Below are 14195 nucleotides of genomic sequence, written 5' to 3' on the forward strand. Positions count from 1 at the left end.
GTCGCCACATGTACACGCCAAGTGAGCCACGCGAGAAGGGCACGTCAGTGAGCGACCAGAACATCCCCGACCAGCTCCGGTACACCGACGAGCACGAGTGGGTCGAACGGGTGTCCGATACCCGCGTTCGCATCGGCATCACCGAGTACGCGCAGTCCAAATTGGGGGACATCGTCTTCGTACAGCTCCCGGACGTGGGCGGGGAGACGGAGTCGGGTGAGCCGTTCGGCGAGGTCGAGTCCCCCAAGAGCGTCTCCGATCTGTACGCCCCGCTCAGTGGGAAGGTCGTCGAGGTGAACACCGCCCTGGAGACCTCGCCCGAGCTGGTCAACTCGGATCCCTACGGTGAAGGGTGGATCGTCGTCCTCGAGATCCCGGACGTCGACGACCTCGAGGCGCAACTCGAACAGACCCTCGACTCGGACGGGTACTCCAAGATCACGGAGGGTTGAGGGGGAGGGACCGCCCCCGGCCCCGTGGCCGGACGGTCCGACATAGAATCGCAGGCACCGCATGGTGAGCCCCACGCCCGGGCTCGGACGAGGAGAGACGAACGTGACCGAGAACAAGAACATGCCCGAGGCCACCGCCGAGACCACCTCGGTGTTCCGCGCTGAGCTTCTCAACGAGTCCGATCAGCAGGCGGCTCAGTCCGAGCCCGCCGTCACCGGTGTCGAGGGCCTACCCGAGGGGCAGGCGCTGCTGGTGGTCAAGCGGGGGCCCAACGCGGGCTCACGGTTTCTCCTGGACCAGTCGACGACGTCGGCGGGCCGCCATCCGGACAGCGACATCTTCCTCGACGACGTCACCGTGAGCCGACGCCACGCCGAGTTCAGGAGCGAGGCCGGGACCTTCACCGTCGTCGACGTGGGATCCCTCAACGGGACGTACGTCAACCGTGAGCCGGTGGACTCGGCATCACTGTCCAACGGGGACGAGGTACAGATCGGCAAGTTCCGCCTCGTGTTCCTGACGGGTACGCCCGGGCAGTGACGGCCGCCGGACACGGCGCCGCAGAGGAGGGGCACCTCTCCATCGGCGGCGTCATCGCACTCCTGAGTCCGGATTTCCCGGACCTCACGGTGTCGAAGGTCCGGTTCCTCGAGAACGAAGGACTGGTCACCCCCGAGCGGACCGCCAGCGGATACCGTCGGTTCAGCGTCGGTGACCGCGAGCGGCTGCGGTATGTCCTCACGGCGCAGCGAGACCGTTATCTGCCGCTCAAAGTGATCCGCGAGGAGTTGGAAGCGCTCGATTCCGCCATCGCGGACGGGTCCACCACCGCTCTGCTCCCGCGGCATGGCACGGACGGGGTGCCGGGGTCGACCCCGGACGATTTCCGGAGCGACACCGTCCTACGTCTCACGCGCGAGGACGTGGTGGCACAGTCGGAGGTGGACCCGGAGTTCGTGGGGTCGCTCATCGACGCCGGGCTCATCGTGGCTGGTGCGGGTGGCTTCTTCGACCCGGAGGCGGTCCTGGTCGCGCGGACCGCGCACGATCTCGCCGGTCACGGTGTGGACGTCCGTCATCTCCGGGGGTTCCGGACCGCCGCTGACCGGCAGACGGGGTTGATCACCCAGATCGCCGGCCCGGTGGCCCGGCAGGGCGATGCGGATGCCCGCGATCGCGCGGCAGAGCTGGCCCGGGAGATCGCGGCGCTGTCGGTGGCGCTGCATTCCACGCTGGTCACCGTTGCCGTCCGTCACGCGTTGGAATCCTGACGCGAGCGCTCGCGGGCGGTTCGGGACTAGGCTGTTAGGCGTGCGAGAGGCGGAGGACATGGGACAGAACATGCGCGAGGTGAGCGTCGTCGGTATCCGGTTCGAGGAGCCGGAGTACGCACCGGTCTTGATCCTGCACGAGAAGGACGGTGGCCGATACGTCCCGATCTGGATCGGCGCGTCCGAGGCCGCGGCCATCAGTCTTCAACAGCAGGGTGTGCAGCCGGGCAGGCCGCTGACCCATGATCTCGTCGCGACGCTCCTCGAGACCTTCTCCCACCCGCTCGAACAGGTGGAGATCGTGGGGGTCTCCGAGGGGACCTTCCTCGCCGAGCTCGTCTTCGAGGGGCGACGGGTGTCCGCTCGCCCGTCGGACGCCGTGGCGGTGGCGCTGAGGACGTCGTCACCGGTCCTCGTCAGCCGGGAGGTCCTCGACGAGGTCGGTATCTCTCTGGTGGAGCAGGGCGAGGAGGAGGTCGAGGCGTTCCGTGAGTTCCTCGACCAGGTGAGCCCGGACGACTTTCTCGGCGGTGGCGACGCCCCGCGGGAGCCCGGCGGCCGCACATCCTGACCGCTGTGACCAGGTATTTCGACACTCACAAGAGTCACTCCAGCACCAGTTGGCAGGTCGCGACTATGTCTCAAGTTCAACTTGAGGTTGAGGTTTACCGCGTGTCCTATTGATCGCAGCCTCGCGCGGGCCTAGCGTTGCTCCCAGTGAACTACACCGATGGTGTTCACACGTTCAGGAACCGGGCCCGTCAGGATCCGGCACCGTGCCGCCGCGCCAGCGGGGGCACCCCACAGCTTGAGGGAGCAATCGTGGCCGACCACACCCGGGATCCGGAGTCGTCCTCCATCGTGACGCAGACGGAGGGTCTCTTCGGAGGCGACATCGAGGCCACCCAGGCCACGTTCGACGAGGTGCAACCCGGGCTGTTCCCCGACGACGGGATCCCTGACGGGACGAGTGGGTACCGGGTCCCGATCGCCTGTCAGATCGCCGGCATCACCTACCGTCAGCTCGACTACTGGGCCCGGACCGATCTGGTGGTGCCGTCGATCCGCAACGCCGCCGGGTCCGGGAGTCAGCGCCTGTACTCGTTCAAGGACATCCTCGTCCTCAAGATAGTCAAGCAGCTGCTCGACACCGGAATCTCGCTGCAGAACATCCGCAAGGCCGTGGACCAGATCCGCTCCCGCGGCGTGAAGGACCTGGCCACGATCACCCTCTTCTCCGACGGCCGGACGGTGTTCGAGTGCACGTCCAAGGAGGAGGTGTTCGACCTCCTGCAGGGCGGGCAGGGGGTCTTCGGTATCGGGATCGGGGGTGCGATGCGGGAACTCGCCGGGTCGATCTCCGAGTTCCCCGCCGAGACCGTCTCCGCAGAGGACGTCATCGAGCCCCTCGAGGACGAGTTGGCGGCCCGCCGGCGCGCCCGCGCCTCGCGGCGAACGGGCTGATCGGCGGGAGTCGTCTAGACTCGGCGGTGCGTTCACGCGACTCACGGGAGAGTTCCGCGGCTGCAGCCGCGGGCGCCGAAGGAGCAACTCCTCTCCGAGAATCTCTCAGGCACCCGGACCGTGCAGTCGTCTAACGCCTCTGGAGAGCGGTGGAACAGACCACCCGCCCACGGGGAAAGCGCGGCTCGCTGGTGGGCCCCGTGAATCTCTCAGGCGCCGGCGTCAGCCGGTTGGGGACAGAGCGGAGAGGGTAGCACCGGCCCGCAGGCCGCCCGCCCGGGCGGCCCCGCCCTTCGAGGAGCACCTGTGACGACGACCCCGCACACCGCCCGGACCGGAGGCGAGTTCGTCGCCCGCCATCTGGGACCCGATACCGACGGCCTGGCCCACATCCTGCGGACCATCGGCGTGGACTCGCTCGACGAGCTCGCCGAACGCGCGTTCCCCTCGGTCATTCTCGACGAGGTGGGGCCCGACGGACGGGCAGCCGGCATCGACGCGCTCCCCGAGCCGTTGTCCGAGGCCGACACCCTCGCCGCCCTGCGGGTGCTCGCCGACGGCAACGAGGTCGCGGTCTCGATGATCGGCCAGGGGTACTACGACACCCTCACCCCGGCGGTCATCCGCCGCAACGTCGTCGAGAGCCCCGCCTGGTACACGGGCTACACGCCGTATCAGCCGGAGATCAGCCAGGGCCGGCTCGAGGCGCTCCTGAACTTCCAGACCATGGTGGCCGACCTCACCGGCATGGACATGGCGGGCGCCTCCATGCTGGACGAGGGCACCGCGGCCGCCGAGGCCATGACGATGCTCCGTCGGGCCAACCGGTCCTCCAAGAGTCCCCGCTTCGCGGTGGACACGGACGTCTTCGGCCAGACCGCCGCGATCCTCGCCACCCGCGCCGAGCCACTGGGCATCGAGATCGTGACCGCGAACCTGATCGACGACGGATTACCCGAGGGAGACTTCTTCGGCGCACTCGTGCAGACGCCGGGCGCCTCGGGGCGGGTCGCCGACGTCGCCGGGCTGATCGAGCAGTGCCACGACCGGGGTGTCCTCGTGGCGGCGGGCGTCGACCTGCTCGCCGCCTCCGTCCTCACGCCGGCGGGGGAGAAGGGGGCGGACGCCTGCTTCGGTTCCTCCCAGCGCTTCGGCGTGCCCATGGGTTTCGGTGGCCCGCACGCGGGATTCCTCGCCTGCCGCACCGCGCACGCCCGCAACCTCCCCGGCCGCCTCGTGGGCGTGTCCACCGACGCCGACGGCCGGCCGGCTTACCGGCTGGCCCTGCAGACGCGGGAGCAGCACATCCGGCGCGACAAGGCGACGTCCAACATCTGTACCGCGCAGGTCCTGCTCGCGGTGGTCGCCGCCATGTACGCCTCGTACCACGGCGCCGAGGGTCTGGCGGCGATCGCCCGGCGCGTGCACGCCCACGCGGCCGTCCTGGCCGACGGCCTCGTCGCGGCCGGTATCCAGGTGGTCCACGCCGACTTCTTCGACACCGTCCTGGCCCGGGTGCCGGGCCGCGCCTCCGAGGTGCTGGCCGCCGCCGCCGAGCGGGGGGTGAACCTGTGGAAGGTCGACGACGACCACGTGTCCATCGCCTGCGACGAGGCCACCACCGGGGACCACGTCGCGCTCGTCCTCGAGGCGTTCGGGGCAGATGTGGCCGACGTCGCGGACGCAGGCGAGTTGGAGGTCCTCGTCGACCCCGCCTACGGCGACCGGACCTCGCCGTTCCTCGAGCACGAGGCGTTCGTGAAGTACCGGACCGAGACCGCGATGCTGCGCTATCTGCGCGCCCTGGCAGACAAGGATCTCGCCCTGGACCGCACCATGATCCCGTTGGGGTCCTGCACCATGAAGCTCAACGCGACCACGGAGATGGAGCCCATCACGTGGCCCGAGTTCGCCGGGCTCCACCCGTTCGCGCCGGCCGAGCAGACCCGCGGCATCCGCCGGCTGGTGGCCGACGTCGAGCAGTGGCTCGTCGACATCACGGGCTACGCCGCGGTGAGCCTGCAGCCCAACGCGGGCAGCCAGGGCGAGTACGCGGGACTGTTGGCGATCCGGCAGTACCACCGCTCCCGCGGCGACGAGGACCGCAGGGTGTGCCTGATCCCGTCCTCGGCACACGGGACCAACGCCGCGTCCGCGGTGATGGCCGGGATGAAGGTCGTCGTCGTCGGCTGTCGGCCCAACGGTGACGTGGACGTCGACGACCTCAAGGAGAAGGTCGAGCGGCACGCTGCCGAGCTCTCGGCCATCATGATCACCTACCCGTCGACGCACGGGGTGTACGAGCACGACATCGAGCAGATCTGCGCGATCGTGCACGACGCCGGGGGTCAGGTCTACATCGACGGGGCCAACCTCAACGCCCTCGTGGGGGTGGCCCGGCCGGGGCGGTTCGGTGGCGACGTCAGCCACCTCAACCTGCACAAGACCTTCTGCATCCCCCACGGGGGTGGCGGTCCCGGGGTCGGCCCGGTCGCGGTGGCCGAGCACCTGCGCGAGTTCCTGCCGGGCCACCCGTACGAGGAGGGTCTGGGGTCGGGCGCGGTGGTCTCGGCCGCGGCGTTCGGGTCCGCGTCGATCCTCCCCATCACGTGGGCCTACGTCCGCATGATGGGCGCCGACGGACTGCGTCGCGCCACCCTCACGGCGATCGCGAGCGCCAACTACCTGGCCCGCCGGATCGGGCAGGACTTCCCGGTGCTGTACTCCGGGGACGGCGGGTGGGTCGCCCACGAGTGCATCCTCGATCTCCGGCCGCTCATCGACTCGGTGGGCATCTCGATCGACGACGTGGCCAAGAGACTGGCGGACTACGGGTTCCACGCCCCCACGATGAGCTTCCCGGTCCCCAACACCCTGATGGTGGAGCCGACGGAGAGCGAGGATCTCGCCGAGTTGGACGCGTTCTGCGACGCGATGGCGGCGATCCGCGCCGAGATCGCCCGGGTCGAGGCGGGGGAGTGGACCGTGGAGGACAACCCGCTCCGCGGGGCGCCCCACACCGCCGAGAGCGTCTCCGCCGACGAGTGGGGGCACGCCTACCCACGCAGCCTCGCGGGCTACCCGCTGGGGCCGGCCTGGCGCCCGAAGGTCTGGCCCGCGGTGCGCCGGATCGACGGCGCCTACGGCGACCGCAACCTGGTCTGCTCGTGCCCTCCACTGGACGCGTTCGCCGAGGACTGAGTCGAGGCGCCCCGGGGGGCCGGGCCGACCGGCGGTCCGGGGTGTCGTACCCACGTGAGACCGTGCGGGCATGACGATGACAGGATCCCGTCCCATCCCGGACCTACCCTCTTCGTGTCTCAGGTGGTGCCGTGCCCAGCCCCCGGCTCTGCTGGTGGCGGACGAGTACGTGGAGATCGACCTCGACCTGTGGAACCTCAGGTTGGCCGAGCGCCGCGTCGACCTCCGCCTGGTCGCCGGTGGGCCGGACGGCGGCCGGGTCGAGTCCGGTTCCGGATACCTCCGAAGGAGCGACCTGTGGGCGGCGGGTCGCCGGGCGCGGGGAAGCCTGGAGGAGTCGGTGGTCGCGCTCTACATGTGCGCGGCCTGGCTCTCCGGTCACCCGCTGAGGTCAGGAGTGCGTCGGGGGCTACCGGATTTCCGCGTGCCCGAGCGGGACCGGTCCGGGTGGCGTTCGGTCTCCTCCCACGGCTATCCCCTGGTCCTGCACGAGGTGGCGAACTGGCTGGACACGCCAGGAGAGGCGATGAACCTCCTGCGCAACGATGCGCCACACGGCAGGGCCGGCAGGGGGGTGCCCGATCTCGGGTTCCCGCTCGCGTCGCTCTACCTGTCGTCGCTGGGCATGGCGTGGTCGCAGCCGCACATCGTTCCCGTCGACCCGGCCGGGATCGGCACCCTGGTCCACGCCGGATGGACGGAGATCGAGTCGATCGGCCGGATGACGCCTCGCAGGTACCAGTGGTACCTGGAGTTGGTCTCCGCGTGGGCGGAGGAGGCCGCCGTGGACCCGCTCGTCGTGGAGATGTGGTTGGTGCGCGACTGGTACGAGCGACGCTCTCTGGTCGCCCCCACGGGGTCGTCCGCCCATAACCCACCGGGAGGTCGGCTGCGGTGACTCCCTGACAGGGGCTAGGGTCCGGTTCATGGAACCGCAGTACATGACCGTCGATGTACCGGTCGGCACGCTCGACGTCCTGGAGTGGCCTGCGATCGGAGCGGAGCGGGGGACCGTGCTGGCGTTGCACGGCTTCCCGGAGTCGCCGTGGGAGTGGGAGGCCGTCGCCGGGACGCTGGCGCGGCAGGGCCTCAGGGTCGTCGCCCCGGCTCAGCGTGGCTATTCGACCGGCGCCCGTCCGGAGGACGTCGCAGACTACGCGATCGAGTACCTGGGTGCGGACGCACTCGCGGTCGTCGATCAGCTGGGTCTGGACTCCGTGCACGTCCTCGGCCACGACTGGGGGGCATCGGTCGCGTGGTGGCTCGCCGGCCACCACCCCGAGCGGGTGAGCAGCCTCACGGTGGTGTCCGTGCCCCACCTGACCGAGTTCGCCCGGGCCTTGGAGTCGGACCCGGACCAACGGGCGCGGTCGGCGTACTTCGCCCTGTTCCGCCAGGCCGAAAAAGCCGAGGACGTCCTCCTGGAGGACGGGGCCCGGCGGCTGCGTGAGATGTTCGACGAGCACGTGTCGGAGGAGCTCGTGGCACGGCACCTCCACCTGGTCGGCTCCCGGGCCGGACTGACGGGCGCGCTCAACTGGTACCGCGCGATGCGGCGGTACGACCTGCCGGACATATCGGTTCCCACGACCTATCTGTGGGGGGAGGATGACCCGGCGATCGGGCGCACCGGTGCGGAGGCCACCGCCTCGCGGATGACCGGGGAGTATCGATTCGTTCCGCTCTCGGGCACGGGGCACTGGATCCCGGAGCAGGCTCCCGACGTGGTGGCCGCGGAGGTCCTCGACCGGGTCAGCTCTGACGCAGCTCCCGCTTGAGGAGCTTGCCCGACTGGTTACGCGGCAGTTCGTCGACGAAGACCACACGTTTGGGCATTTTGAACGGCGCGAGATGGGCGCGGGTGCCCTCGATGATCTCGGACTCGCTGGCGTGCGCGCCGTCCCTGAGCACCACCACCGCGGTGACGGCCTCGATCCACTTGGCGTCCGGCGTTCCGATCACCGCCACCTCCGCGACACGGTCATCCTGGTAGACCGCGTCCTCGACCTCCCGGGACGCCACCAGGACCCCACCGGTGTTGATGACGTCCTTGATCCGGTCGACGACCTCGATGAACCCCTCGCCGTCCCGCACCACGAGATCGCCGGAGTGGAACCATCCGTCGCGGAACGCCTCTGCCGTGGCGTCGGGCTTGTTCCAGTAGCCCTGGCACAACTGCGGAGAGCGGTAGACCACCTCGCCGCGGTCGCCGTCCGCGACCTCGGCACCCGTCTCGTCCACGACCCTGGCTTCGACAAAGAAGACGGGGCGGCCGGCGCTCGCCGGGCGAGCCTCGTGCTCCTCGGGGCGCAGGACGCTGGCCAGCGGCCCGATCTCCGACTGCCCGAAGCAGTTGTAGAACCCGAGCTGGGGATACCTGCCCCGGAGTCGCTGGAGCACCGTCACCGGCATGATCGAGGCACCGTACTGAGCCTTGCGCAGACTCGACAGGTCCCGTGACTCCAGATCGGGGTGTGAGGCCAGGGGTACCCAGACCGTCGGCGCGAGGAACAGCGAGCCGATCCTGTCGACCTCGATCCGTCGCAGGATCTCCGGGATGTCCGGGGCCGCCATGAGGTGGACCGTCGCACCCAGGGACAGATAGGGGAGCGCGAAGACGTGCATCGCGGCCGAGTGATAAAGGGGCATCGTCACCAGCGGCTCGTCGTCGGCCGTGAAGTCGAGGGCGAGGATGCAGCTCACGTACTCGTGTATCAACGCCGAATGGGTCATCATCGCGCCCTTGGGACGCGAGGTGGTCCCCGAGGTGTAGAGGAGTTGCGCCAGGTCGGTGCCGGTGGCCGGGGACTGCATCACCGCGCACGGAGAGTCGTCGAGGGCGGACCCCAGGACGGTGCCGTCCGCGGGCTCCCCCGCGTGGGGCAGCAGTGCGAGGGACCGCACCCCGGCCAGCGTCTGGAGAACCTCGGTCAAGGTGGGCGCTTGTGCCGGGTCCACCAGGACCAGTGACGACCCCGAGTCGGTCAGCAGATACTCCAGTTCGCCCCCGGTCAGGGCGTAGTTGATGGGTACGTGGGTGAATCCGGCACGCGACGTGGCGAGGAAGGCGATGAGATAGGCATCGGAGTTGACCCCGTAGGCGGCCACCCGGGCCTTGTCCTCCAGACCCTGGCCGGAGAGCATATGGGCCACCCGGTCGACCGCGGAGTCCAAGGCCGCGTAGGTCCACCGGCGGTCGGCGAAGGTCAGTGCCACCCGGTCCGGGAACCGGGCGGCCGAGCGGCGCAGGACGGCATCGATCGTGCTGGAGCTCGCAGTGGAGCTCAGAGCGGAATTGACGGAGGGGCCCGTGGCGGAACCGGAGGCTCGAGGGGTGGTGGTCATCCGGTCAGCCTAGAGGCCGTCCGGTGCGGTCATGGTTCGGCTCTGATGATCCCCAACACCTCCGGGGGTACCGCCCCGCTGCTGTCCCGCGGGGTCCAGTGCTCGCTCGGGACCCACTGCGATCCGCAGCCGCGGCAGGCGAACACGGGCTCGCCGCGACGTTCCGCCGGGGTCCTGGTCCATTGGCACAGGTCCCGACACGAGCGGACCCGCAAGGGGACGTCATCGGGATCGGACCGGCGACCGGCGCGGAACGGGAGAGCACTGAACCTGGACATGTCTCCGCCGAGCATAGCCGGACAGCGGGTGGGTAGCCTGACCGCGGACCCGGGTGGACTGAGGAGGCGCACGTGAGCGAATGCCCCTGCGGGAGCCGGCGCGCTCTCGGAGCCTGCTGCGGTCCGCTCGTGGACGACGGTGTCCCCGCCGAGACCGCCGAGCAACTCATGAGATCCCGGTACACGGCCTTCGTCCTGGGTCGGGAGGATCATCTCTGGCGCACCTGGCATCCGCGGACGAGGCCGGCCCGTGTGGAGGCCGGAGACGTGGAGTGGAGCGGGCTCACGATCCTCGACGTGGTGTCCGGTGGTTCCGACGACCGGATCGGGACCGTGGAGTTCGAGGCCCGCTACGTCGGGCCCGGCGGGCCTGCAGTCCTGCGCGAGCGGTCGGTGTTCGAGCGCCGAGGTGGTCGCTGGACCTATCTCGAGGGCACCGTGTCACCGGAGGGCACCGTGTCACCGGAGGGCACTGTTGCACCGGAGGGCTCTGCTCCTCCCGAGGGTCGGGGCCCTCTCGTGTCCTAGGAGGCCGCCGGGTCCCCCGGCTGGCGGGTCACGGTGACCGAACCGATGGTCCTCGGGGTGACCACGTCGATCCGTCCGATCCGGTGCCCCCGGGGCATCGTCCAGGCGACCATCCCGCGGATCTCCTCGCCGGGGAAGCTCAGGACCGACGGCACCAGGGGGTCCTCGATCGTTCCCGTGGGATTCTCGATCCGCTCGAAGGGCCTTCCCGCCGGGTCGAAGGCGGAGAAGTCCTCGGGGCCCAGTTCGGGCTGACCGGACGCCTGCACCACCCGGACGTCCACCACGACCACCGCGTCCGAGTACGCGGTGGAGGGCACGATACGCAGGTCGGACAGTGTCAGGGTGGCGTCCCAGGCGTCACCGGCCACGGGGAACGGCCTGTCGAACTGCTGCGACGACGGCAGGGGACCCGACTGCTCGCCGGTCTGGACCGGGACGCCCACGGTGTCGTCGTCGCCGAACAGGGACGCCGGCGAGCAGGCCGGTGCGGACACGGCCGCGCTCACGATCACTGCGGCGAGGACGGCGCGACGCATTCTGGCGCTCCTGGGGCGAGGTCTCACACCGGGCACGTCCCGGCACGGTCCCAGATCTTACTGCTCCCGCGGTCGGTGGTCATCGGCGGCGCGCAGGTCACGCCATCGTCGGCCCGTGACCCGGTGCGCGAGATCGGAGTAGACGTCGTCGAGCTCGGCGGAGATCTCGGCCAGGTGGATCTTGAAGTTGACCGGGACGAACACCCTGTCGACGAACTCCGCCTCGGCGGAGATCGTCTCGCCGTCGAAGACGTACCGGCACCACAACGAGTCTCGGTTGAGGATCGCGACCTCGGCCTCCGCGGCCGCGGGGTCCTCCACGGACGACACGAGCGGGCTTCGCAACACCACGAGCGGAAGCGATCGGTGTGCACGGATGAACAGCAGCACGTATCCGGCGGGAACGGTGAACACGTCGTGCTCGTCGGGCGTGACCCGCCTCTGGTACACCTCTGACAGCACCGACTCCAGGGCCCTGGTCGCCTCGTCGGGGGTGGCGATCATTCGGGGACGGAAGTCGACATCCGCGGGCGCGGGGTCCTCGGAGCGGCCCGTCGACGGTTCCTGCGGCTCGGACACAGACGGGTCCTGCGGCTCGGACACATCGTGGAGGAAGACCGGGTGGGGGATTCCGAAGACCCGCTCCATCGTGCCGGCGACGAGGTGCGCCACCTCCGGTGCACGATCGACCGGGAACGTCAGACCGAGTCCCGATTCCGTGGACGCTCCCGGAGCCCACCCGAGCGCGACGAGTTGCCGGAGCCGGACCGGCCCCAACGGTTCCGGCGAGTCCTCGGACCCCCCGCCGGAGACCTCTGCGTGGATGTTGCCGTCGTCGGCAGCGGTGAAACGCACGTACGGGGTCCGGGTGGACGGGGAGCCGAGCACGGGGACGGCCAGGTCGAAGGTCGCTCCCGGGACGAGGTCACGCAGGAGTTCGGCCAGGCGAGCCGCGAAGCGATCCCACCCGGCGGCGATCGACGTGTCCACGTCGAACTCGAAATCCGGCATGAGTGGCAGTCAACCACCGCGCAGCCGGGTGCGTCGGCACTTCGAGATGTCCGGTGGCGGCGATCAGATCCCCGACTCCGGACGGCCGGCCTGGTAGTCGGACCAGTATTCGTCAGAACCGTCGAAGCGCACGCGCACCCCGCCTCGGTGTTCGACGACCTCCGGTTGTACGGGTGTGATGGCGCGCTCGGAGGCCAGAGCAGCCGCGACGTCCGGGAACCCGGCGAGGGCCCGGAGCTGGGTCCACGTCGGGGGCAGGAGCATGGACCGTCCGGACCGGAAGTCGGAGAGGAGGTCGACGGGACGGGCCCACATGGTCATGTCGACCTCGGTCGTGAGGTCGTCGGGTTCCTGCCCCTCCGGCAACGCGGCGAGGAAGAACCGTGTGTCATACCTCCGCGACTCCACCGTGGGCGTGATCCAGTGGTCGTAGGGTCGGAGTCTGCCCGCCGCGAGGGAGAGCCCCTCGTCGGCGAGGAACCGGCTGAAGGTCAGCCGGTGACTCTCCAGTTCCTCGCGACTCGAGTGGTATCGACCCGCGTCCGCGACCGGGGATCCGTCGGCGTGGTCGGCGAGGAGGACGCCACATTCCTCGAAGGTCTCCCTCGCGGCCGCACACACCAACCGGCGCGCCCGCGGTACGTCGCAGCCGAACCGCTCCGCCCACCACTCGGGCGCTTTCCCGGTCCACGCCAGCTCCGGATCATCGTCGCTGGCGTCCACACCCCCTCCCGGGAACACCGTCATGCCCCCGGCGAAGGCCATTCCCCGGACCCGGCGCGCCACGAACACCTCGGGTCCGCGCTCGGAGTCCCGTATCACCATCACCGTGGACGCGTCCTTGATCGGGCGGGTCACGGCGTGGGTATCGGTGTCGTTGCCCTCAGTCATGCGAACAAGTCTCACCCGGAGGGGTGCGGGGCCCGTCGTCGGGGTGGCCTGGCCGAGGGCGTCAGTGCGCGCGGTCCGGCGCGACCCGGTGGGCGAGTGCGCCGTGCAGGACCCGTTCGACATGCTCGCGCAGGTCGGCCCGGTGATCACGGCCCGGCGACCGATCGATCCCCGAACGAACGATGCACATGTAAAGGACATCGAAGACCGTCTGGGCGGGGCCGTCGAGGTCCGAGGCCTCCAGCGGGCCCGGGGAATGCCGGGCGAGGATCAGGCCGATGATCCCCCGGAGCTCCCGGAGGATGCGCTGCGCCTCCGCGCGATGGGGCCCGGGTTCCCCGAACACGGTCTCGCGATGATAGGCGACGATGTTCTCCGGCTGGTTCTCGAGTGCGGAGAACAGGGGGCCGCACAGCGCGACGAGGTCCTCGACCGGGTCGCCGGTGTCCGGGACGGTCTCGACCATGGCCCGGAACTCCTCATTGGCCACCATGCACAGGAGCTCGCCCTTCGACCGGGCGTACCGGAATAGCGTCCCGGTGCCGACCTCCGCCTGCTCGGCCACCTCCTGCGTGGTGACCGACGAGTACCCGTTGCGGAAGAACAGGTCTCGGGCGGCAGCGAGGATCCGACGCTGCTTGTCCGCCTTGTTCAGCTCCCGGCGTCCGGGCCCACGGTCGTCGCGGTTCAGGGTCACGAGAACCACTCCGTGGGCTTGCCCGCCACCAGGAGGAGGGAGAAGACCACCGCCACCACGACGAGGGTCACGATGAGGGCGACCACCGGGGACCGGAGCGCGAAGGCCAGGACGCGCTCGGCGGGGGAGTGAGGCTGTTCGCTCCCCGGCTCGAGTCGCCACCGACCGTCGAGGAGACCGCGGCGTTCGACGGACCTCTCGAACGGCACGGTGGCGTAGGGCACGACGGCGGAGAGCAGGCCCAGCAGACCCGTGCCCGCGGACCAGCGCTTGTCCGTCCACACCGCGACGGTCGCCACGGAGTAGCACAGGAACACGAAACCGTGGATGCTGCCACCGACCGTGGTGGCCCAGTCGAGCCCGAACCCGTACTTGCCGATCATCCCCAGGATGAGCAACGTCCAGGTGATCACCTCCGCGAACGCGAGCCTCTTGTACAGGATGCGGGGGGTCACAGATGTCCTCCAGGGGTCGTTCAGGGGTCGGTTCGGTGTTCGTCGGTCATCGTACGGACGCC

Annotated in this window: 15 protein-coding genes and 1 riboswitch; of the genes, 9 read left to right on the forward strand and 6 right to left on the reverse strand. The window is 69.8% G+C overall.

Annotation, left to right across the window (positions count from 1 at the left end; genetic code table 11):
* Window positions 1–8: 8 nt before the first annotated feature.
* The 8 genes from gcvH to CT688_RS07470 all read left to right on the forward strand — a co-directional run bounded on the left by gcvH (window position 9) and on the right by CT688_RS07470 (window position 8167).
* A complete protein-coding gene (gene gcvH / locus CT688_RS07435; RefSeq protein ID WP_182612402.1) occupies window positions 9–452 on the forward strand; it encodes a glycine cleavage system protein GcvH in 444 nt (147 codons plus the stop codon).
* 121 nt (window positions 453–573) lie between these two features.
* Entirely contained in the window at window positions 574–993 is a 420-nt protein-coding gene (locus tag CT688_RS07440) for an FHA domain-containing protein (protein ID WP_182612409.1), read from the forward strand.
* The gene (locus tag CT688_RS07445; protein ID WP_107756375.1) at window positions 990–1724 is read left to right on the forward strand and encodes a MerR family transcriptional regulator; all 735 of its coding nucleotides are present in this window, start codon (window positions 990–992) and stop codon (window positions 1722–1724) included. The genes CT688_RS07440 and CT688_RS07445 overlap by 4 nt, the downstream gene beginning before the upstream one ends.
* A 70-nt stretch (window positions 1725–1794) precedes the next feature.
* Entirely contained in the window at window positions 1795–2295 is a 501-nt protein-coding gene (locus tag CT688_RS07450; RefSeq protein WP_107758072.1) for a bifunctional nuclease family protein, read from the forward strand.
* A gap of 290 nt (window positions 2296–2585) precedes the next feature.
* Window positions 2586–3188: a MerR family transcriptional regulator gene (locus tag CT688_RS07455; protein ID WP_370446354.1), complete on the forward strand. Its 603-nt coding sequence runs from the start codon at window positions 2586–2588 to the stop codon at window positions 3186–3188.
* 34 nt (window positions 3189–3222) lie between these two features.
* Window positions 3223–3319: riboswitch (glycine riboswitch) on the forward strand.
* Window positions 3320–3494: 175 nt separating this feature from the next.
* Window positions 3495–6389, forward strand: coding sequence for an aminomethyl-transferring glycine dehydrogenase (gene gcvP, locus CT688_RS07460; RefSeq protein WP_107756377.1), 2895 nt, complete (start codon window positions 3495–3497; stop codon window positions 6387–6389).
* A 70-nt stretch (window positions 6390–6459) separates the two neighbouring features.
* Window positions 6460–7287 (forward strand): hypothetical protein, encoded by an 828-nt coding sequence (locus CT688_RS07465; RefSeq protein WP_107756378.1) that lies wholly within the window; start codon window positions 6460–6462, stop codon window positions 7285–7287.
* Between the two features lie 28 nt (window positions 7288–7315).
* Window positions 7316–8167, forward strand: coding sequence for an alpha/beta fold hydrolase (locus CT688_RS07470; RefSeq protein WP_107756379.1), 852 nt, complete (start codon window positions 7316–7318; stop codon window positions 8165–8167).
* Here CT688_RS07470 and CT688_RS07475 read toward each other — a convergent pair.
* Window positions 8142–9734 (reverse strand): fatty acyl-CoA synthetase, encoded by a 1593-nt coding sequence (locus tag CT688_RS07475; RefSeq protein WP_370446340.1) that lies wholly within the window; start codon window positions 9732–9734, stop codon window positions 8142–8144. The genes CT688_RS07470 and CT688_RS07475 overlap by 26 nt on opposite strands.
* Before the next feature lie 350 nt (window positions 9735–10084).
* Between CT688_RS07475 and CT688_RS07485 the strand changes: the two genes are divergently transcribed.
* Entirely contained in the window at window positions 10085–10540 is a 456-nt protein-coding gene (locus CT688_RS07485; protein ID WP_231750547.1) for a YchJ family protein, read from the forward strand.
* Here CT688_RS07485 and CT688_RS07490 read toward each other — a convergent pair.
* The 5 genes from CT688_RS07490 to CT688_RS07510 form a co-directional block, all read right to left on the reverse strand.
* A complete protein-coding gene (locus CT688_RS07490; RefSeq protein ID WP_107756381.1) occupies window positions 10537–11079 on the reverse strand; it encodes a hypothetical protein in 543 nt (180 codons plus the stop codon). The genes CT688_RS07485 and CT688_RS07490 overlap by 4 nt on opposite strands.
* Window positions 11080–11136: 57 nt before the next feature.
* Window positions 11137–12090: a hypothetical protein gene (locus tag CT688_RS07495; protein WP_107756382.1), complete on the reverse strand. Its 954-nt coding sequence runs from the start codon at window positions 12088–12090 to the stop codon at window positions 11137–11139.
* A gap of 63 nt (window positions 12091–12153) precedes the next feature.
* Window positions 12154–12981, reverse strand: coding sequence for an NUDIX hydrolase (locus CT688_RS07500; RefSeq protein ID WP_107756383.1), 828 nt, complete (start codon window positions 12979–12981; stop codon window positions 12154–12156).
* Window positions 12982–13042: 61 nt separating this feature from the next.
* On the reverse strand, window positions 13043–13678 hold the full coding sequence (locus CT688_RS07505; protein WP_231750548.1) for a TetR/AcrR family transcriptional regulator: 636 nt from the start codon (window positions 13676–13678) through the stop codon (window positions 13043–13045).
* Window positions 13675–14133: a DUF3817 domain-containing protein gene (locus tag CT688_RS07510; protein WP_107756384.1), complete on the reverse strand. Its 459-nt coding sequence runs from the start codon at window positions 14131–14133 to the stop codon at window positions 13675–13677. Before CT688_RS07510 ends, CT688_RS07505 begins: the two co-directional genes overlap by 4 nt.
* Window positions 14134–14195: the final 62 nt, after the last annotated feature.

Origin of the sequence: Dietzia sp. JS16-p6b, assembly GCF_003052165.1 — a bacterium.
Classification (GTDB): domain Bacteria; phylum Actinomycetota; class Actinomycetes; order Mycobacteriales; family Mycobacteriaceae; genus Dietzia.